Here is a 19,677-nt window from a genome sequence, read left to right as displayed (position 1 = left end):
GGTTGGACTCGGCGGGGAACTTACTGGACTGAGGGCTCGTTCCTCCATCGTGATTCCCTCCCTGTGCCCAGAGAGGGAGGAATTTCAGATGAAAACTCAGGGGGGAGTTTCGCATGAAAGCTGACAACATTGACCTTCCTGCGCTCGGACCGGTTTGCCAGCCGCTGGATGGCCCTCTGTTTCCTTCCCTACGTAGGCATTGCGCAGCCGGAGACCTGGGACCGGCAGAGCGACTGTCTGGATCGACTTGATACCGCGCTGCTGATCGTGAGCTCGGGGTCCCGTCCGCTGCACCGCGTGTGGCTTGAGCGAAGGATCACGCCACGGACTCCTCTCCTGTACGATCCGCTGCTTCGCCTTCACCGAGCCTTCGGTGTGGCTCCGTCCCGCGTCCCGTTGAGGTGCCAGACGTTCCTGATCGACCGTGGAGGGATCCTTCGCTTCCACCTCGTTCACGATTTCACCGACCGGAACATGGCCGCCCTGCGAGAGGTGATTCAGCTGAGCCAGGCGCAAGATTCGAACGGCCCAGCGGAACCGGGCCCTGAGCGCGATGCCCAATCCAGAGCTACTGAGCCGCATTCTGTTTGTATGCACCGGTGAGATACGACGTGACACAAGGAGAGCACATGAATCAGCCCCATGGTCACCACAAGCCGACGTTGACAGTCTGTGCTTGCGGCCAGATCCGTTTCACCTATGGACCGATCACCGTTCGATTCGACCCCGACCAATTTCTCGCATTTGCTTCAAGCGTCGCGATGCGCGGCTCACAATTCCGGCAATCGGTGGGGAACTGCCACCCGGCCGACGCATCCAGCGCGCACGGTGATCTATGCCATTGAGAACCCGCATACGCGATATGAAGACGCGCGCATGTCCGCGCTGTGACGTCCCGCGTTTGGCGTTTCTCAGAGCCTTCTGGGCGTGCGAAAGCTGCGGGCATGCCATCACCGGGTCGGCCTTGGCCGCTGAACAGCATTCAACGAGGGCGCCGAGAGGCGATGGGTAACTGCATGCCGGCGTCAGCCGGTGCATACGCACCGGCCCCGAAGTGGGAGTCTGTGCCCTCCCACTTCGCTCGGCGGGGGCCCTCCGTTCCTCCTGAGGCCCCCCGCCTTCCTTTATGCCAACTCCCATGAGGTTACTGAGAATCCACTGCCTACGCCGCACTGTAGTTCCCGGTCCAGACCATCTCTACGATGGAGATGGTCCGGAGGGCATTTAATTACTCTTCTGATGCCAACTGCACCACGTTCGAGTGTCTGATTTTCGGACAGGGCAATGCTCTGATTCAGGACAACTCGTTGATGCCCGTTTTTGATACTGCTTCTCAAGATCATATCTATCAATCACATGGAGCAAGTGCTTGCATACTTTCAAGTGGCACACAACCTGCTGATGACCGGCCGAGTTTAGATGATGCAGCGCAAAAGGACCGTTTCGACATGATGCAGAAATCCATCGGCGGTGTGGCAGCCGCCGCCCTTGAAGAGCCTGGAGTGTCGGTCATCGGCGGAGGAGACGAGGCCGGCTCGTTCCCATCCAAATGGTCTTTGAAGCGCCGGATCCAGGCGCTCGGCGTGCTGGTCGGCGCCACGTTGGTCTGCGGCGCCCTGCTCGGCCTGCAACTGTTTCATATGACGGAGTCGGCTCGCATGTCTGACGCAACGACGCAATTGAATCTGGCCTTGGACCGCCTGGCTCGCCAGTACGACAAGGCAGACATTCCGGCCTCGGCGGCTACGCTGAGTGCGCTGCCGCTCATCGAGAACGGTCCGGCGCTCCGCCTGATGACGCTGGAGAGCCTGAGGGACGTTCCCGGAGTGGAAGGGGGGTTCTACTCACGGTCACAAGACAAGCTGCTCGGATATGCCTTCCCCACCTATTTGGGCTCCGGCCCGAAGATGGACATCCCCGAAGCGGAACGGCCCACCATTTCCCGGTTGGCGCGCGAGGCCATCGCCGCCCGGGCGTCTGTCCGCGAGCAGGTAGAGCGCGGGTTCGATGTGATCCTCTTCGTGGCGGCTCCGCTGTTGCGGGAAAACCAGGCCATCGGCGCGGTGTGGCTGATGCATCGGCTTCCCGGCATCCGCAACCCGCAATGGCGGTACTACAGCGCCGCCCTGCTCTCGATGCTGATCATGGCCGGAGCCGTCGCGTGGGGGGCGTGGTTGATGGCGCGCCGCCTGGATATAGCCATCGGACAAATGGTGGAGGGCATTAAAACTCTTCAAGACACTGCGTCGCGTCCGGTCCCTACCACCGGCTACGCCGAGGTCGACCGTGTGGTTTCGGCAATCAATCACTTAGTCGAGACTGTTCGTCTCCAACAAACGCGCCGCGAGCACCTCGAACGCCAACTCCAGCAGGCGGACCGCCTCGCCACTCTCGGACGCCTCGTCGCCGGCGTTGCGCATGAAGTGCGCAACCCCCTTTCGTCTATACGGCTGAAGATTCAACTCGCCCGGCGGGGGACGATCGATCTCGACAGACTGGTGGCGGCCTTCGGCGTCGTGGAACAGGAAATTTCGCGCCTCGACCGGCTCGTGGTCCGCCTTCTTTCGGTCGCAAAGCCCGCTGCAGCCGGATCGCAGCCGACGAACCTGAATGAATTCCTGAGCGGGCGCCTGCAACACTGGCAGGCGCGGGCTTCAGAAGCCGGCATCCGAGTGACGTATACGGGCGTCCTGCATTCGGACGCCGCCGCCGCTATTGACCGGGATCGTCTCGGTCAGATCCTTGACAACCTCATTTACAATGCGCTCGAGGCATTGGCCGGCACGGGCGGGACGATCATGGTGTCGTTAATCCGGCACAAACACGACTCGTTCAGCCTCACCGTGACCGATTCGGGACCGGGAATCTCTCCGGAAGCCCGGCATCATCTTTTCGAGCCGTTTTTTACGACGAAACCGCAGGGAACCGGCCTTGGCCTCTTCCTCTCGGCTGAAATGGCTCGGGCATTGGGCGGGAACCTGGCCTATGTGGAATCGCCGCACGGGGGCGCCTGCTTCACGCTGACCCTTCCTTTCTGCCCCGCTGGGGAGGTTCCCCGCGAGGACGACGGGCCGGCGGCGCCTCAGGGAGCAGGCTGATGCACTTTCTGCCCCGGCGTGGGAGAGATTGAATGTCAAGCCGACAAGCGACCGTCATGGTCGTGGACGATGAGCGACATTTGCGCGAAAGCCTGGTGGAGTTGTTTAGATCCGGCGGATACCGCGTCGTCGAAGCGGCCGACGGCATAGATGCGCTCGAAGGGCTCCGCAGAGGGACGGAATACCCCGATGTGATTTTGATGGATCTGAAGATGCCCCGGGCCGGTGGGATCGAAACACTGCAGGCGCTGGCAGCCCAGGAGGCGACCAAACGGATCCCGGTGGTGATTATTACGGCCTTCGGCGGAAGCGAGCAGACCATCCAGGCGATGAAAGCGGGCGCCTACGATTACATCACGAAACCCTTCGACGCCGATGAAATTCTCGACATGGTCAGCCGGGCGGTGGAAGTCCACCGCTTGAGCCTCGAAGTGGAGCAGCTGCGGTCGGGCAATGAGTCGGAGCGAAGCCAAACGGCCGGCCTCGTCGGCAACCACCCCAAAATGCGGGAGCTGTTCAAGCTGATCGGCAAAGTCGCGCCGTCCGACGCCACCGTGCTGCTGACGGGCGAATCGGGGACCGGGAAGGAACTGGTCGCGCAAGCGATTCATCGCCATAGCCTCCGAGCAGCCGGTCCATTGGTGTCGGTCAATTGCGCCGCAATCCCCGAAGGTCTACTGGAAAGCGAGCTGTTCGGTCACGAACGTGGCGCATTTACGGGCGCAGTCCAAGCCAAGCCCGGCCGCCTGGAATCGGCGGCAGGCGGCACCTTGTTTCTGGATGAGATCGGGGAGCTGCCGCTGAGCCTGCAAGGCAAATTACTGCGGGTACTGCAAGAGCGGGTGGTGGATCGTCTCGGCGGGCAGGGGTCTCGCCGCGTCGACTTCCGCCTGATCGCGGCGACCAATCAGCCGCTGCGCCAGCGCGTCGCCGAGGGCCGCTTCAGGGAAGATTTGTACTATCGCCTACACGTGGTCACGATCGAGGTTCCCCCGCTGCGTGAGCGGCGCAGCGATATCCCCGATCTGGCCGAACATTTCCTCGAGCAGCAGCGACAAGCCGGAGCGGTCAAGCCGATGGGATTCAGCCAGCAGGCCATGCATGCGTTGCTCCTGCACGACTATCCCGGGAACGTGCGGGAGCTGGCACATCTCGTTCAACGAGCTGCAGTCGTCGCGCAGGGTCCGCTGATCACACTGGACGACCTGCCGGCCTTGACCGGCCAAGATGAGCACGCGAGCGCGGGACCTCGTCTGCGGGAACTCCTCGAACTTCCGCTCGACGAAGCGGTGCAAGCGCTCGAACGGATGCTCATCAAGCGTGCACTGGCCCAGACCGAAGGCAATAAAGCGGAAGCCGCACGCCTGCTCGGCATTCACCGCACGGCACTCTATACCAAACTGAAACAGCTCGGCATTGAGGAAGCGCACCTCTCATCGAGCCCTCAGTGACATTCGCGCCGACACGAAAGGAGTGGATCATCCGTGCAACACCAGAATACCGAACATCGCTGTGGGTGCGGAAACATGATGGGACGGCGGACCATGCGGGGACTGGAGATCAAATGCCGGCGGTGCAAGCGCATTCACGTGATTCCCTGGTCCGTCGTCGAGCGGGCCTGCCCATCTGGAGAGACCGCCCTCTCCGTCGGCCCCACCGTTTCGTGCGCTCCAGCTGAGCCTGACGGAGCGGCCCGATGAAAGACAGCACATGGTGCAGGTGGGCGGCATTTAACGTCGGCATACTGCTCCTGGTGGCGCCGGCCACCGCTAGCGACGGACTCGATCCCCGGCCAGACACCCGGGACTGCGCTTCGGTGCCAGCCGAAAGCGTTCAGACGCCTCGGCCCTCCTGTGTCTTGCCCGATGAGGACATGGATGTCATCCGCATCCCGCCGGTGGTCATCCTTGCAGACCGTCCGTTTCGGCAATTTGAGAATCGGCACAACCCAGAGTTCCGAAAATACCTCAAGCAGGTGCGGAAGCGGATCGATCAGGAGAAAGCCTACCCGTTTACGGCGCAGCAGATGCGTTGGGAAGGGTCGGCCATGATCACGTTTACCGTCTCACCGCTGGGCGAACTGCTCCACACCCGCATCGACCGCACATCCGGTTTTCTGATCTTGGATGAGGCGGCGGAAACGGCGGTGAAAAAGGCCTTTCCGGTCGTCCCGCCCAAGGATCTGTTCGACCACCCCATGGAATTCAAAGTCCCGGTGACGTTCGAGCTGCATTGACGACTGAAGAACGTGAGCGCACACATATGGAGCGGATGATCCGGTCGATGCCGGCATTCTCAATGGCCAGAGGCGGCAAGTCCCGAGCCCAAGCAACAAGGGAGGGGGCGCGTGAGCACGCACGATGGATGTGGGCAGCCGATATGGGCCATGGTCATGGTTTTGTCGGGGGTACTGGCAGGCGGATCGCCGGCCTGGCCGCAAGAGCCCGCCGCCGATCCTGAACCGGCAGCACAGGAAGAGCCTAGCGAGGCACGAGCAACCGTACAAGAACGTGAGCCGTCAGGCGATTCGCTGCAGTTGGAGCCCGTGACCATTGCGCAAGAAGTCAAGTCACCGGAGGCCGTCCGCTTGACCGATCCGGTTCCGCAAACAGGCGTGCGGCGGGAAGAATTCATCATCCGGAACAACCGCCGTATGGGCGACGTCATTCAACGACTCCCGGGCGTGGTGGTCGGAGGACCGGTCGGCGAGAATCGCGACATCGAGCTGCGCGGCCTTGACAAATCGTTCACCCGGGTCCAGGTGGACGGCATCCAGCTGCCTGGTCCCGGGGACAAGCGGGAGTTCTCCGTCCATCAACTTTCTTCGTTCCTCATCGAGAGCGCCAGAGTGATCAGAAACCCGACGGCCGAATTCGAAAGCGACGGAGTCGCGGGGCGAGTGGACATCAGGACGCGCCAGATTCCGCAAACACTGACCTTCACCGGTCGCGCCGGCTACGGGGGCCAAACCGGCATCGACGGATCGCTCTTAAACGGGAGCATCGCGTTCGGCCATCGGCCGACGAGTTGGTTCGGCATCATGGCCTCTGCCGACTACCTGGAACAGCCCATCAAACGCGACCGCTCCAGACTGTTCGAGCCGCTCACGGCCGGGCGAGGCGAGGTCAATCAGGAAACGACGAGTCAGCGCCTGCTGAGCATGAATATCGACCTCGGATTTTTCTACCGATCTGGAGAATTCCATCTCAAGCCGATGGTCCTAAATGTCGAGGAAGACAAGCCGGGAGTCAGAACATTCACAAACTTCGCCCAGCCCTCCACACAGGACGAAGAGCGCGTTGAACAGAGCGGAACATCGAGGTCCCAGACCAAGGGCCTCGGCTTTTCCCACAAACACGCGTTCGAGAACGGAGTCGTGTGGGACTCGCTGGGCGGCTACTACGCCGGTGCACTGACAAATGAGACGGATGCATTGACCTTCCGAGAAGCCGCCGGAGCATTCGGGTTTTTCAGGCGCGAGTTTCAGAACGAGTTGCGCACGGACTCTACGTACAACGTGCTCAGCAACCTGACCATCCCGGTCGACCTGGGCATGCGGCACATGGTGAAAGTCGGAGCGGCCATGCGGCTGCGCGACCGCGACGTGAGCGTCTTCAAGAGCCAAATATCCAACACCGGAGCCTTTACGGTTACAAGCGTGCCGGGAGACCGCTATCAATTCAACGAGAACTATATCGCCGGGTACATTCAAGATGAAGTATGGCTCACCGATCGGTTGAGTATCGTGCCGGGGGTCCGATTTGAACAGGTCTTTCAGGATGCCGCCGGAGGAGACGGCACGAAGGTGCGCCGCTCGATTTCCGATTTCAATCCCAGCCTCCCCGTGCTATACCGGCTGCGCGATGATCTGACTTTTCGAGCCGCCGTCTCACGGACTCTGAACCGGCCCGACTTCAATCAGATGACCCCCATCGAATTGATCCGAGGACGGCGAATTATCAGAGGCAATCCTCAGATTAATCCGGCGCGCTCATGGAACATCGATCTCGGCGGCGAGTATGTGACCCCGATCGTGTTTTTCGGGGTCAATCTATTTTACAAGCGCATTACGCAAATCGTGGAAGAAGTCGATACCGGGGTCGACATCGGCGGCCGCGATGTGCTGGAAGCCAAGAACGTCGGAAACGGCTGGGTGCGCGGAGTTGAGTTGGAGCAGCGGATCAGTCTGGCTCCCACCGGCCTTCCGATTCTGCAGACGACGAGCGTCTGGGCCAACCAGACCTTTCTGGAGTCCAGCTTGCAGTCGGCCAGCGGCGAAAAACGCCGCTTCAATAAGCAACCGGAGTACATCCTCAACGCCGGGCTCGACTACCGCTACGCTCCACTAGGAACCATTTTTACCATCGCCTGGCGCTATTTTCCTTTCGTCAAGGAAGTCCAGAGCAACAGCGCCTTTAAGATCACCAATCCCGTGTCCATCGTCGACGTGGCGGTGCGCCAGGCGCTCTATAAAAATTTTTCCTTCTTTCTGGAGGCGGGCAATCTGACAAACGAAACAAAGGTGGAACGGGAGATCAACACGGCGGGCAATTTCTCCAATCGCAATCTTCAGCAATCGGGCCGCACCTTCCTGCTAGGCGCGGAGTGGTATTTCTGAAGCTACAAAGGAGCTGTATGGAGCCGTTCAAATCTGTGGATAAACGATCGGTCGTCCTCGCACGAAAAGCCCACCGCTACGCTGGAATGGCGGTGGCGCTGTGTGTCGTCATCTTGGCCGTGACCGGCCTCGCGCTCACTCACCAAAAAGGTTGGACCTGGCTCCAACGTGTGGATATGCCGGTGTCGCTGATCCCGACGTGGGGCACAGCAGTGATGACGCAAAAGGTCGGCCAGATCAAAGCTCTGGCGATCCATCACGGAGCCGATACCGGAGGAACGGATCTCGTGGCGGCTACCAAAGCGGGTCTCTTCGGTCGCAAATCCGGCCGGTGGAGCCAGTTCATGCCCGCCGGCGACCAGCCGGAAGTCACGGCGCTGCTGATCATGGACTCGCAATGGCTCATCGGCACTCAACAGGGGCTGTTCCTGAGCGACGATGCGGGTGAGACATGGACGGCATCCGAGGAGGCCGAAGGTCGGCCGATGGGAAAAATCACGACGATTCAACGGAGCCCCTCGCGACCCGATATGCTCTTCGTCGGGTCGAAGACGGGCGCGTATATCTCCAGGGACGCGGGACGGCATTGGACCGCGCTCGCCGGACCGTCAGGCTCAGCGGCGGATCTGACCACGGAAATCACCGTCATCACATTCGATGCATCTCAGCGGGAGTATGCGTTTGTCGGAACCAAGCGAGGCCTTTATCGATACCACCAGGAAACCGGCACGGTCGAATCGGTCGATCTTGAGCCGCTGGAGCGGCTGGTCGCGGCGGTGCCGATGAAGATGACGCTGGATGCGTATCTCAATGATCTTCATACCGGAAAGCTGTTCGGAGACCGGCTGTGGCCGCTGTACGATTTGACGGCGGCCGCGCTCGTTTTCTTCGTGGCAACCGGTATGTATATGTGGATGTATCCCAAGCTGCGTCGGAGGCGGCTTGGATTCGGAAGGGAGTCCCTTCCCCTACCCTCCTCGTCATCACGCACCCAACAGAGCCGAGAACCGGCAAGGGCCGTGAAGAGATAGGAGGCCTACTCCGGAACACATATCGTGTGTTCTATTTCAATTTCTCAATTTCAACGGAGGTTTACATGATTCGACGTACTGCACTCATGCTCAGTGTCGCGCTGGCGTTGGGAGCTGCACCGGCCTTCGCCAATGAAGAGGTCCGGAATGTAGAGAGGTTTTCAGACTTGCCCCTCGACGTCCAGGTGCCCATCGCCCGCTTCCTGGTCAACGCGAAGATCTTCGAAATCGAAGAGGCGAAGGCGCATAAGGTCACGGAGATCAAGGTCGTATACGAGCGCAAGCACAAACTGCACGAACTGATCTGGGATGCGACCAACAAGAAGTTCCTGGGCGGCACCGAGCCGGAAGTCCTGAAGGAAGTGCTCGCCAAGCTGCCCGCCTCGGCGCAGCAGGCGATTCAGGACCGGAAGGGCCACCAAAAGATCGACCATCTGAAGATCAAACACTCAGACACGGACGACCACGAATATGTGCACGTACACTTCATCAACGAGAACGGCAGAAAGACCGATATCAAATTGGAGATGGACGGTTCGCCGGTCGCCAACAAGGCTTGATCTCCTCCAGTAGGATGGGCGAGCGGCGGACAAGGCGTTCGACCGCTCGCCTCAGGCGGCGATCACTTCTTGGTCTGGTCGGCGAGATAGTTATCCAAAACAGCCCGCTTGATCGTCCAGACCTGCGTCTCGAACCAGTCCACGTGCTCCCCAGACTCTGCGACCATGCCTCGAGCTTGTGTCGAGTGGTGAAGTGGCGACTTTGGCGCAGTGCGCGATGGCTTTGCGAAGCAGGTCCACGCCATCGAGTTCGAACTTGAGATCTGCTTCGAAAAAGCTTGAACGCCGGTTCCATGGGTGACGCGGTCCACCTTGTCCATGTTCGGCTTGCCTTCAAGGTACAAAATATGATCGACGAGTTCCGCGCTGTGCTCTACCATTGGCCTACTGGTGGAACTCATGCTCCAACCGCTCATATCCCCAGTTGCCGCATATCCCCGAATGGAGCAAGTACTGATGGATCGCCGTCAGTCCGGCGGTCAGGATCTGGTTCAAGTAGTCGAGGACACCTTCTTTGGCCTTCATGGGAGTCTCCGCTCGCGGGCTTCTCAGCCGTCCTTTTTAATTTGCTCCGAGAAATAGTTCTCCAGACCGACTTGCTTGATCGTCTCGAGCTGCGCTTCGATCCAATCGATGTGCTGGTCCACATCCTTCGCCATGTCTTCGAGCATGTGCCGGGTGGTGTAGTCCTCAACCCTCGTGCAATGCGCCACCCGGTCGCTCAAGAGCGGATCACCTTTATAGCACGGGCACGCCAGGAATTTTCCGTTCCGGCCCCACTTGATCTCCATCATGCGGCCGCACTTCTCGCACGGGATGTCGGTCGGCGCGTCGGATGGCGTTCAGAATGAACCACCGATCTCTTCTTCGTCTCTCCGTCATGATGTTCTTCCAGACAGATGTTCCTCAGAAGGACGGTACAAATCAGCCCTTCTGTATACTCTAGCTCTCCACCCATGGCTTCGCCATGTCCAATGACGGTTCATCCGTCTGCTGCTCCCCATGGTCCCCAGGCCCGCGACTAGAACCCCCGATCCCCGCTGAAGCATTCCGGCGGTTGAACATTCCCACCCTATCAAGCCATTTAAAAATCTTACCCAGTTGGGGATCGTTGAGTTATTTCTGAATCTTACCGGGCGACTCACTTCCTGAGCTCCGGTCTTGAGATGCCGAGGTTCTTGGGGGCCTTTGCTGATCCACCGGCCTCCGTATTTGGCTTATACGCCCCGATCGCCACCCGGTCTGACCTGGAGTATCCCCCCGCAGCGCGCAGGGAGTGAGTGATCACTGGCTTCTGGGAGTGGACGCTGCGGCTGAAGATCCACCCGCGCCAGGGCGTGCTCGCCCGCGGCTGGGGCGGCCGCGGAGCCGCTTCGCGCGGGGTGCGCGTGGCTCGGGTGGCCAGCCCCCAGAGTCGCTCCAGGTGGCGGTCAATCCGCTGCGAAAGCACAAACGGATCGGTCGTCTTCCGCACCTGCGCCAGCGCGGCCACCTTCTGCGGATCCGTTTCCGGGCAGGCCCGCACCCGCTCGAACGGCGTCTGTGGCGCGTCATAGCGGCGGAGCAGCCGCGAGCCCACCCGCACCTTCGGATCAGTTTCATCGAGGGCTGGAAGAGATTCTGAAAGAGCCGCAGATCCGCATACAGGGAGATGAGCACGGTGAACGCCGCCTCGGTGTCGTACCGCTCCCAGCCCACCAGCTTGCGGACATGGGTCCAGTTTTTCTGCTCCACGTGCGCGTTGTCACCCTTCTTGTCCGGGCGCGAGCGCGTGAACTGTACCTGCTGCCCGCTCGGCCGGTCCTGGCAGAAGGCCCAGAGGTGATGGTTGATGAACTCGCTCCCGTTGTCGGAATCGACGCCTCGCAGCAGGAACGGGAGCTGCTGCTCGATCGTGGTCATGGCCTGCACCACCGCGTGACGACTCTTGCCCCGCACCGCCTGCCGCTCGACCCAGGTGGTCTGAATGTCCACGCAGTCCAGCGTCTGCAGGAACTCGCCGGCGGCCGAGGCGCCCGCGTGCGACACCAGATCGATCTCCTGGTACCCGGGCTTGGTCACGTCCCACTGGTCGGTTTTGATTGGAATCATGTGCTTCAACAGCGACCCCGGCCGCGTCGTGCCATACAGCCGCCGCTTGATCTGGCGCCTGCGCTCCTCAGCCGACGGTCGATCTGCAGGGGACTGATCCGCCGAAGCTGGTCTTCCACCGTCGGTGGGACCGCGGCGCGCCGCTTCAGCCAGGGCAACCAGTGCGGGAGGGCGGCCTTGAGCCGTGGCCCACCCAGATAGCCCGAGGCTTCCCAGATCCGGGCCAGGAGCCGAATGCCCTCCGCCGAGTAGGTGGGCCTCCGCCGGACCACCCGGCGCACCGGCGGCCGGGGCGGCGCCGCCCGGCTCAGCAGCCCCATGGCATATTTGCGATGATAGCGACAGCCCCGCGTCACCTCGTCCAGCAGCGCCGAGCGCTCTCTCCGTCCCGCCCGTTGATACCGCTGCCACATCACCCGCAGATACTCGTGCTTCGACCGTCACGCCATGCCGCTTGCCTCCATCCTCCCCCTCCTTCGGCGCCGCACACTGCGGACCTGGAGGGTAAGAAATACAAATGACGCGACGATCTGTCTCCCGGTAAGATTTTAGATGACTCAATACGCGGTCTGGCTCCTCCCGCTTCATCTCTGCTACTCTCCCGCGACAACTCTTGACCGAGAGACGCCGTCATGCCTCCCGCGCTTCAAGCCTTTGTCGCGATCGTTGTGGTCGCCGCCCTCCTCCGGTCCTCGGCGCTGCTCACCAAGTCCCACGCCGAGCGGCTCGCCACATTCGTCTTCTCGGTCAGCCTGCCGGCCACGATCCTGGTCTCACTCGACCGGATCGCCTTCAGCCCGGCGGTGTGGAAACTTCCCGCCTTGGCGTGCCTCGTCACGTTGCCGCTGCTCCTCTGTTCTTGGTTCCTGTGCCGCCTTCTTGAACTCCCTCGCCCCACTCAAGGCGGATTTCTGGTCGCGACCGGCCTGATCAACTCCGTGTATTTCTCCTACCCGGTCGTCCTCGCGACGTTCGGAGAAGAAGGATTGGGCCGCGCGGTTCTGTTCGATCTGGGCCAAACCACGCTCACGTTCACGGTGGTGTACGGCCTGGCGGTGCGGCACGGGACCGGCTCCTCCCAAACTCTGCCGGCTTTCGTCCGCTTTTTCTCCGCTCCGCCGCTGTGGGCGCTCGGCGTCATCCTCATCCTGAAGGCCGCCGGGTTGAACCTGCCGTCGTGGCTTCGCGACCTGCTGACGCCGGTCCATCTCACGACGACGCCGCTGGCGAGTGTGGTCCTCGGGCTCTCGATCAACGTCGCGGCGCTCCGCCGAACCGCGCCTTTGGCCGTGCTCGGCGTTGCAGTGCGCATGGGCGGAGGGCTCCTGCTCGGCCTTTCGGCGGTGTCCCTGCTCGATCTGACCGGGCTGGAGCAGGCGATCGTGATTCTGGTCGCCGCCATGCCCTCCGCGGTCAACGCCGTGATCTTCGCCGCCGAAACCCAACTCGACGAGGATCTGGTCGCCTCGATCGTCGCCCTGTCGATCTGCCTGGGCATCACTCTTCTTCCTTGGCTTCCACGCCTCTCTCTGTTTCTCATCGGGTAGCCTCGGCGGCCGCCGGCCCAGACTGTGAAGCCGCCGGCGGTCAAGAGGACAATTCCAAGGAGAACAGTGGCGTGCGTCGTGGCGTCCTTCGCGGTTGGACATCCCTGTTTGGAGACGTTTTCCTGTCGTACAGGAGAACCCATGAACGCTCTGCGCAGCAGAAGGCCTCATGATTTGATCTTCAGTCCGTATCAGGTTGACCGATTCCGCGCTCATCGCCGGCTTCATTCCCCGCCACCCGCCGCATACGCCTCAGCCGCTTGTGCGGGGATCCTGCTGGTCCACTGAGTCGGAAACCGCGCCCTTCTCTCGTTGTTTCCTGAACAGCGCTGTCACTGTCTGAATCGTATCCGCCTCCGCAGCCGACTTGTCCGGACGGAAGCGTTTGACGCGGGCGAAGCGCAGGGCGAGGCCAGCGGGATAGCGCGGCGACTCCTGAATCTCGCCGAAGGCGATCTCGACGACAAGTTCCGGTCGCATATAGACCGTCCACTCATCACGGCTCACTTCGAGCGATAACAGTTTCTCCGTCTGCCACTTGAGCATCGCGTCCGTCAGCCCTTTGAAGGTTTTTCCTAACATCACGAACTGCCCGCTCTGCGGATCACGCGCGCCGAGATGGAGATTGGACAACCAGCCGGAGCGCCGGCCGTGGCCCCATTCCGCCGCCAATACGACCAGGTCCAAGGTCACTGCCGCTTTGAGCTTGAGCCAGTGAAAGCCGCGCTGGCCGGCGACATAGGGCGCGGTGAGCGACTTGGCCATCAGGCCCTCATGGCCGGCATCCAACGCCTGCCGGAGGAAACGCCCGGCATCGGCCCGGTCGTTCGTCACGAGACGCGGAACGAGTGAAGGTGCTGAGACGATCTTCGTCAGTCGGCCCACGCGCTCCCGATACGGCGCCGCGATCAAGGGTCCGTCACCGTCGAGGTACAGACAATCGAAGAAGAACGACGACAGGGGAATCTCCCGCCGAACCCTGTTCACATCCTTGATGCGGCCGAGCCGCCGCATCGTGATCTGGAACGGCAGCGGCCGCCCGTCGGGCCGCAGCGCAATGGCTTCGCCTTCCAGCACCGCCTCCCGTACCGGCAAGGCCCGCGCCCATTCGATCACTTCCGGCACACGCTCCGTCACATCCTGCAGTTGCCGCGTGAAAATCCTGACGTCATCTCCGCCCTTGTGGACCTGGATACGCGCGCCGTCGAGCTTATACTCGAACGCGGCTTCCTCCAGCCGGTCCAACGCTTCACCGACATCTTCCGCGCTGTTGGCCAGCATCAGCGCCACGGGTGTAAAGAGCCGCAGCGAGAAGCGGGAGAGACCAGCCGCGCCTTCTTCCAACGCCGCGCGGGCGACCTCGCCGATGTTCCCGGAAAACATAAAGGCCTGCCGGACGTCGCCGGACGAGACGATAGCGGCTTTGGCGATCGCGTCCAGCAACAGACCCTCCAGCGCGCCTTGCCGGATCTCACCCATGAGCAATTGCACCAGGAACCGGCGTTCCTCCGGGCCCGCCCGCTCGAAGAGCTGGCGCAGCGCGCCGATCTTCCGCTCGGTCGAGCCGGCGCCTTGATCCGCCGCGACCGCCCCGAAGACTTGATCCACATCCGTGAGCGTCAAGGCCTCGCCGCACGGCGGCCCCTCGACCATCGCCTCCTGGATCAGGCGCCAGCCAACGCCGATCTTGCCTTGCGGCAGCGCGCCGGAGAGGTAGAGCGAAGCCAGTTCCGTTTCCTTGCCCCGTGTCTGGCGAAGGAACTCGGCGAGGAGGGCGACCTTTTCGGTCTTTTTCGTGGTCGCGCGGACCTTGGCGACCACTTCGACCAAACGAGCCAGGTGCATGGCCGGCATTATACGCGCGCGCTCGTCTCTTCCGTCCGGGTCCCTGCAGCATTGAGACGTGCAGGTGGACAGGCAGCGCCAGGCCCTCGCAAAAAAACATTATTGACCGATCGTTCCACTATGGAGTATCTTGTCTTCCGTTGTTGGAAGGAGCCCATGCCACGCCCGAAAGAATTCGATCCCGATGAAGCGCTCGACAAGGCGATGCATGTCTTCTGGCACAGGGGCTATGAAGGCACATCGATGGAGGACTTGTTGAACGCGATGAATCTCCATCGCGGCTCGCTCTATGACACATTCGGGGATAAGCGGCAACTGTTCCTGAAAGCGATCGATCGCTACTGCCGCAGCTTCGTTGGCACGAAATTCTCCATGCTCGATCAACCAGGGCCTGTCCTGCCGACTTTACGTCGGTTTATCCAGGGCATGATCGAAGGTGCCTTGTCCGATCCACAACGGCGGGGCTGCCTGATCGCCAATACGATTATGGAGCTCGCGCCTCACGAACGGGACATCGCGGCCAAGGCGTGTCAGGCGTTAAAGATGGGGGAGGACATGTTCTTCAAGGTGCTCGCGCGGGCAAAGGAGCGGGGCGAGTTGGCAAAGGACAAGGACCCCCGCGCGTTGGCACGATTTCTGGTGACGATGATGCAGGGGACGATCGTCATGATCAAAGCCGGTGCGTCAGCGGACGCCGTGAAGCAATCTACAGAGACGGCGCTCGCAATTCTCGACTGATTTTTTGTGGCCCGATATTGGAACGATCATTCCACACTCCGATGGAGGCAGCCATGGATTCCTTCAACGACCCAGCACGATGGTTACGGATGTCCCTTCGATCAAACGCCGCCTTCTCAGGCATGTCCGGTCTGGTCCTGCTGATTGCGGCCGGACCGATCGCCGCGTTTCTCGGAGTCGAGGCCCCCTGGATCATCCGCGGACTCGGCCCAGGTCTCTTGGTCTTCGCTGTGTGGCTCTCTGTGGTGGCGAGCCGTCCTAGCCCCGACCGTCGAGAAGTCTGGAGCGCGATCGGGCTCGATGGAGCCTGGGTGATCGGGAGCGCAGCATTGCTGCTGTGGGACTTGTGGCCTCTGACGGCACCAGGGAAATGGGCCGTCGGAATCACGGCCGATCTTGTCGCGACGTTCGCGGTGCTGCAGATGGTGGGGCTGTTCAAATATGAGGCGGCCCACGCGATGTTTCCCCCGGTCGAGACCTCGCGTCGTTACCGCTAACGCGCCATTCGAGAGAGCCCTTGCAAACAGGCCGGGACAGTCAGGTCCGGCTGTCTTGATGTGAACCCGCGTCGGTCCCGCCCGACCCGAGTTGAAAAGGAGGATCCACCATGCAGGGTAAATTCTATTGGGCGGCGGTAGGCGCCTACGTGATCTGCACCTTTCTCATCGCTGCGCCGTGGCATCTGGTGTTCTTCAAATCGGTCTATGACGAATTGGCGATTTTCACGAGAGCCGAACCGCTGATTCCTCTCGGGCTCGTGTCGATGCTGATGCAGGGACTGGTTTTGAGCTATCTCTACCCCTTTTTCTCCCGAGGCAATCACTCAGTGAATACGGGCGCGGCGTTCGGGCTGCTCATGGGCGTGCTGCTGGCCAGTTCCGCGGTCTTCGCCGAAGCCGGAAAACAGAACGTGACGTCCCTCCCCACATGGCTGGCTTTAGAAAGTGCGTACTACCTGCTTCAATTCACGATCGTCGGCGCCGTGATGGGGATGATTTACGCGAAAGGAGCATCAGCCCATGGCCTACGATGAACAACTCGCTGCCCGCGTTCGAGCCGTCCTCACGGGACAGCGGGCGCTCGGGGAGAAGAAGATGTTCGGCGGACTGGCCTACCTGTCGCACGGGAACATGTTCGCCGGAATCTTGAACAACGATCTAGTGGTACGCGTAGGCCCCGAGGCCAACGACGCAGCGCTGAAGGAGCCGCACACCAGACCGATGGATTTCACCGGACGGCCTATGAAGGGTTACATCTACGTCGGTCCAAACGGGACCAAGACCGCGGCCCAATTGCGGGCCTGGCTGACACGGGGCCTGAAGTTCGTGTCAAGCCTGTCGCCCGCCAAGCGGGCGGCATCACGTCGAGGATCGCGGGCGGTCACCCATCAACCTAGGAGGATCTCGTCATGACCACTGCGGAAATCGGGAAAGAACCGGGGCGCTGTTCGGCGCCCTCACCTAAGCGCATGCTCGAACGGCATTGACCTGGACGGACCGACGTGCTTGACTACCGGCCTGACCATTTCCGAAAGGAGGCTTGCATGCATCGCATCTTCGGTGTTCTGGCGTTGGCGTTTGTGCTCACCGGTCTGAACGGCTGCAGCTACATCTTCTATCCGCATGCAAAAGAGTTCGCGGAGAAGGCGAAAGGAGCCACGCATGTCGAAACGCTGATCAACCTCACGACGATGATGGAGGCCAGCGCCAAGGCCGCCAGAGGCGGCAGGGGTTACGATCAGGCGCTGAACGATCTCCACAATCAGTTTCATGCGTTCGACGACAATCTCTGCTGCGTGGACAAGGCCGTGCGCGAGCAGCCGACTTACGCCCTCGCGGTGACGCACAACAAGGAGTTGTGGGCCATTTTCAAGCGCGCCTGGAAATTCAAAGACGATCAACCGCAGCGCGAGCAGCATTTGGACCTGTTCGCCTCGGAAGTCAAAGAGCTGCGCGAGACGTTGCAGAGCTTGAAGTGAGCGACGCGTATCGCGACAGGCGTCAATCGTCAGCCCTCAATCGTCATTGGTAGAAGGAGATGCAATGCCCCAACAGACGGCGCAGGAAGTCATCGAAACCCAACGGCAGGATTGGAACCGCGTCGCGCCCGGGTGGGAAAAGTGGGACGAGTTCTTCGACCGCGGCATGGCCTTCTTGAATCACCGCCTGGTCGGCGACGCCCGACTGCGACCGGGTCATCACGTGCTCGACCTCGGTTCGGGCACCGGCTATCCCGCGCTGCTGGCCGCGCAGGTTGTGGGTCCCAGAGGCCGCGTGATCGGGATCGACGTGGCGGAGCGGATGCTGGCGGCCGCGGAGCGCAAAGCCTCCAGGCTCGGCCTGGCCAACATCTCATTTCGCACCGGAGATGTGACGACGCTCCCATTCGACGCGGCCTCGTTCGACGCGGTGACCAGCCGATTCTGCCTGATGTTTCTGCCGGACATTCCCAGAGCCGCCGCCGAAATCGCGAGGGTGCTCAAGCCCGGGGGTTGGGTGGCCGCCGCCGTCTGGTCCGACCCGGACAAGAACGTGTCGTTCGGCATCACAATGGACGTCTTGAGACAGCTCATCGAGCTTCCGCCGTCGGATCCCACCGCGCCGGGCATGTTCCGCCTGGCCCAGCCGGGAGAACTGTCCGGCATGTTTCGGCAAGCCGGGCTGATCGACGTGACGGACGAGGAATTTCTCGCCGAGTGGACCTATCGCTCCGGGGAAGAATACTACCAGAGCCTCATGGACCTGGCGGCCCCGCTCCAGGCTCTTTTCGCCAAATTGTCCCCCGCTCAGCAGCGCGAGGCCGAACGGCGCATCATCCAGGCCGTGAATGAGTATCGTCGCGGCGATGCCATCGTTCTCCCCATCGCCATCCGTCTCGTGGCCGGCCGCAAACCTCGCTGAGAGATTCCCGTGGCTTCCAAGAACGACACGTTCAGGGACTTCATTCTGGATCAACTGTCCGGCCTGCGCGGCCTGACCTGCCGAGCCATGTTCGGCGGGTACGGCCTGTATCGAGGTGAGGAGTTCTTCGGGATCATCCATAAAGGCCGGCTCTACTTCAAAACGAACGACCACACCCGTTCCGCCTACATCGCCAAGGGCATGAAACCCTTCCGGCCGAACAAGCAGCAGACGCTCAACACCTACTACGAAGTGCCGGTGGACGTGATCGAAGACGCAGACCAATTAGTGGAGTGGCTGAACAGGGCAGCAACACAGACGGCCGGCAGACAAGGCTTCGTCTGACCCTGTCATTCCTCCTCGTTCCCCGGCAGGTTCTCGAGGTCTTCCAAGTCCTTGTACCGGCCGGCGGCTTTCTTGTTGGCCTTCAGATGACGAAGGCTCAACACATGGACCATGACGCCGTCCATATCATCGACCACACGGGCTTTGTAGCATTCGGCGAACTCCACCCCTGAAACGCTTGTCGCAATTTCGATCCGAACGGGCGGGCGGCCGAGCCGAATAATCTGACCCGGCTGTTGAAAGAGCGCCGGGGTCAGCTCCGGCAGGTCAAACCCGAAGGTTCGAAGCGCCGACACGACGCGGCGGGCATTGTCGGGATGCGTCGCAATCCACACATCCATATCCGCGGTGGCGCGAGGGTATCCGTGATAAGCCACCGCATACCCCCCGACAAGCAAATACTCAACGTGATGTTCGTTGAGCAATCTCAAGAACTCTTTGAAGTCGGGCGGTAGATTGATCGTGGCCATAATTGAGTTGCCGCAGGACTTCGACCGCCTGCAACCGTTCGGAGGGAGACCGGGACAGCCAGTACGCTCTGTCGTCGGAAGGCTCCGAGAGCGCCGTCACGATCATGACGGTTCTGTCTATTCGGATGGAAGGGAGGGATGACATGCGGCGCATTCTAGCACAGCCGGCCATGACCTACCACAAAGCGCGAGGTAATGGGTGATGTCACCCGGCGCGTCGATCAGCTTACCGCCGGGACTTCTTCAGGCATGTTCAGACAGCGATGCCGTTCAGATCCCTTCCCTCTGTCTCCCAGAGCATGAAACCCTTCCGGCCGAACAAGCAACAGACGCTGAAGAATTATTACCAAGTGCCGGTCGACGTGCTCGAAGATGCTGAGCGGCTTGCGGAGTGGGGAGAGGTCAGCGCATCGCACGAATGAGTTCTTCGGTGG

Annotated in this window: 22 protein-coding genes; 15 read left to right on the top strand and 7 right to left on the bottom strand. The window is 61.3% G+C overall.

Annotated elements, in window-relative coordinates; all coding sequences use genetic code 11:
* Positions 1-1,448: 1,448 nt before the first annotated feature.
* The 6 genes from AB1555_18590 to AB1555_18565 all read left to right on the top strand — a co-directional run bounded on the left by AB1555_18590 (position 1,449) and on the right by AB1555_18565 (position 9,307).
* The gene (locus AB1555_18590; GenBank protein MEW6248698.1) at positions 1,449-3,098 is read left to right on the top strand and encodes an ATP-binding protein; all 1,650 of its coding nucleotides are present in this window, start codon (positions 1,449-1,451) and stop codon (positions 3,096-3,098) included.
* 32 nt (positions 3,099-3,130) lie between these two features.
* Positions 3,131-4,549: a sigma-54 dependent transcriptional regulator gene (locus tag AB1555_18585; protein MEW6248697.1), complete on the top strand. Its 1,419-nt coding sequence runs from the start codon at positions 3,131-3,133 to the stop codon at positions 4,547-4,549.
* Between the two features lie 245 nt (positions 4,550-4,794).
* Positions 4,795-5,334, top strand: a complete 540-nt coding sequence (locus AB1555_18580; protein MEW6248696.1) for an energy transducer TonB — start codon at positions 4,795-4,797, stop codon at positions 5,332-5,334.
* Positions 5,335-5,445: 111 nt separating this feature from the next.
* Entirely contained in the window at positions 5,446-7,716 is a 2,271-nt protein-coding gene (locus tag AB1555_18575) for a TonB-dependent receptor (GenBank protein ID MEW6248695.1), read from the top strand.
* 17 nt (positions 7,717-7,733) lie between these two features.
* The gene (locus AB1555_18570; protein MEW6248694.1) at positions 7,734-8,747 is read left to right on the top strand and encodes a PepSY domain-containing protein; all 1,014 of its coding nucleotides are present in this window, start codon (positions 7,734-7,736) and stop codon (positions 8,745-8,747) included.
* Positions 8,748-8,812: 65 nt separating this feature from the next.
* On the top strand, positions 8,813-9,307 hold the full coding sequence (locus AB1555_18565) for a hypothetical protein (protein MEW6248693.1): 495 nt from the start codon (positions 8,813-8,815) through the stop codon (positions 9,305-9,307).
* A 62-nt stretch (positions 9,308-9,369) separates the two neighbouring features.
* Here the strand turns inward: AB1555_18565 and AB1555_18560 are convergent, their stop codons facing one another.
* The 5 genes from AB1555_18560 to AB1555_18540 form a co-directional block, all read right to left on the bottom strand.
* Positions 9,370-9,708: a hypothetical protein gene (locus AB1555_18560; protein MEW6248692.1), complete on the bottom strand. Its 339-nt coding sequence runs from the start codon at positions 9,706-9,708 to the stop codon at positions 9,370-9,372.
* Entirely contained in the window at positions 9,692-9,832 is a 141-nt protein-coding gene (locus AB1555_18555; protein ID MEW6248691.1) for a ferritin-like domain-containing protein, read from the bottom strand. The genes AB1555_18560 and AB1555_18555 overlap by 17 nt, the downstream gene beginning before the upstream one ends.
* A 23-nt stretch (positions 9,833-9,855) precedes the next feature.
* Positions 9,856-10,101: a ferritin-like domain-containing protein gene (locus AB1555_18550; GenBank protein MEW6248690.1), complete on the bottom strand. Its 246-nt coding sequence runs from the start codon at positions 10,099-10,101 to the stop codon at positions 9,856-9,858.
* 490 nt (positions 10,102-10,591) lie between these two features.
* Complete coding sequence (locus tag AB1555_18545; protein ID MEW6248689.1) at positions 10,592-11,398, bottom strand: hypothetical protein; 807 nt, start codon at positions 11,396-11,398, stop codon at positions 10,592-10,594.
* Between the two features lie 5 nt (positions 11,399-11,403).
* Positions 11,404-11,811, bottom strand: coding sequence for a hypothetical protein (locus AB1555_18540; protein ID MEW6248688.1), 408 nt, complete (start codon positions 11,809-11,811; stop codon positions 11,404-11,406).
* A gap of 219 nt (positions 11,812-12,030) precedes the next feature.
* Between AB1555_18540 and AB1555_18535 the strand changes: the two genes are divergently transcribed.
* Positions 12,031-12,945: an AEC family transporter gene (locus AB1555_18535; protein ID MEW6248687.1), complete on the top strand. Its 915-nt coding sequence runs from the start codon at positions 12,031-12,033 to the stop codon at positions 12,943-12,945.
* Positions 12,946-13,197: 252 nt separating this feature from the next.
* Here AB1555_18535 and AB1555_18530 read toward each other — a convergent pair whose 3' ends face one another.
* Entirely contained in the window at positions 13,198-14,790 is a 1,593-nt protein-coding gene (locus AB1555_18530; protein ID MEW6248686.1) for an ATP-dependent DNA ligase, read from the bottom strand.
* A 156-nt stretch (positions 14,791-14,946) separates the two neighbouring features.
* On the opposite strand from AB1555_18530, the gene AB1555_18525 reads away from it, so the two are divergent.
* The 7 genes from AB1555_18525 to AB1555_18495 all read left to right on the top strand — a co-directional run bounded on the left by AB1555_18525 (position 14,947) and on the right by AB1555_18495 (position 18,773).
* Positions 14,947-15,528 carry a TetR/AcrR family transcriptional regulator gene (locus AB1555_18525; GenBank protein MEW6248685.1) on the top strand — a complete coding sequence of 194 codons (582 nt, stop codon included), beginning with the start codon at positions 14,947-14,949 and terminating at the stop codon, positions 15,526-15,528.
* A gap of 53 nt (positions 15,529-15,581) precedes the next feature.
* Positions 15,582-16,025, top strand: coding sequence for a hypothetical protein (locus AB1555_18520; GenBank protein MEW6248684.1), 444 nt, complete (start codon positions 15,582-15,584; stop codon positions 16,023-16,025).
* Between the two features lie 110 nt (positions 16,026-16,135).
* Positions 16,136-16,561, top strand: a complete 426-nt coding sequence (locus AB1555_18515) for a DUF1761 domain-containing protein (GenBank protein MEW6248683.1) — start codon at positions 16,136-16,138, stop codon at positions 16,559-16,561.
* Positions 16,548-16,940: a TfoX/Sxy family protein gene (locus AB1555_18510; GenBank protein MEW6248682.1), complete on the top strand. Its 393-nt coding sequence runs from the start codon at positions 16,548-16,550 to the stop codon at positions 16,938-16,940. The genes AB1555_18515 and AB1555_18510 overlap by 14 nt, the downstream gene beginning before the upstream one ends.
* A 131-nt stretch (positions 16,941-17,071) precedes the next feature.
* Positions 17,072-17,506, top strand: a complete 435-nt coding sequence (locus tag AB1555_18505) for a hypothetical protein (protein ID MEW6248681.1) — start codon at positions 17,072-17,074, stop codon at positions 17,504-17,506.
* Positions 17,507-17,570: 64 nt separating this feature from the next.
* Positions 17,571-18,428, top strand: coding sequence for a methyltransferase domain-containing protein (locus AB1555_18500; protein ID MEW6248680.1), 858 nt, complete (start codon positions 17,571-17,573; stop codon positions 18,426-18,428).
* Between the two features lie 9 nt (positions 18,429-18,437).
* On the top strand, positions 18,438-18,773 hold the full coding sequence (locus AB1555_18495) for a TfoX/Sxy family protein (GenBank protein MEW6248679.1): 336 nt from the start codon (positions 18,438-18,440) through the stop codon (positions 18,771-18,773).
* A 5-nt stretch (positions 18,774-18,778) separates the two neighbouring features.
* Here the strand turns inward: AB1555_18495 and AB1555_18490 are convergent, their stop codons facing one another.
* Positions 18,779-19,243: a DUF6036 family nucleotidyltransferase gene (locus tag AB1555_18490; GenBank protein MEW6248678.1), complete on the bottom strand. Its 465-nt coding sequence runs from the start codon at positions 19,241-19,243 to the stop codon at positions 18,779-18,781.
* A 299-nt stretch (positions 19,244-19,542) separates the two neighbouring features.
* On the opposite strand from AB1555_18490, the gene AB1555_18485 reads away from it, so the two are divergent.
* Positions 19,543-19,665 (top strand): hypothetical protein, encoded by a 123-nt coding sequence (locus tag AB1555_18485; protein MEW6248677.1) that lies wholly within the window; start codon positions 19,543-19,545, stop codon positions 19,663-19,665.
* The last annotated feature ends 12 nt before the right edge of the window (positions 19,666-19,677 follow it).

The organism is Nitrospirota bacterium, assembly GCA_040755395.1.
In the GTDB taxonomy this organism is placed as follows: Bacteria; Nitrospirota; Nitrospiria; order Nitrospirales; family Nitrospiraceae; genus DATLZU01.
The sequence above is the reverse complement of the archived record's forward strand: the minus strand, read 5'-3'. Positions and strand labels throughout refer to the sequence as shown.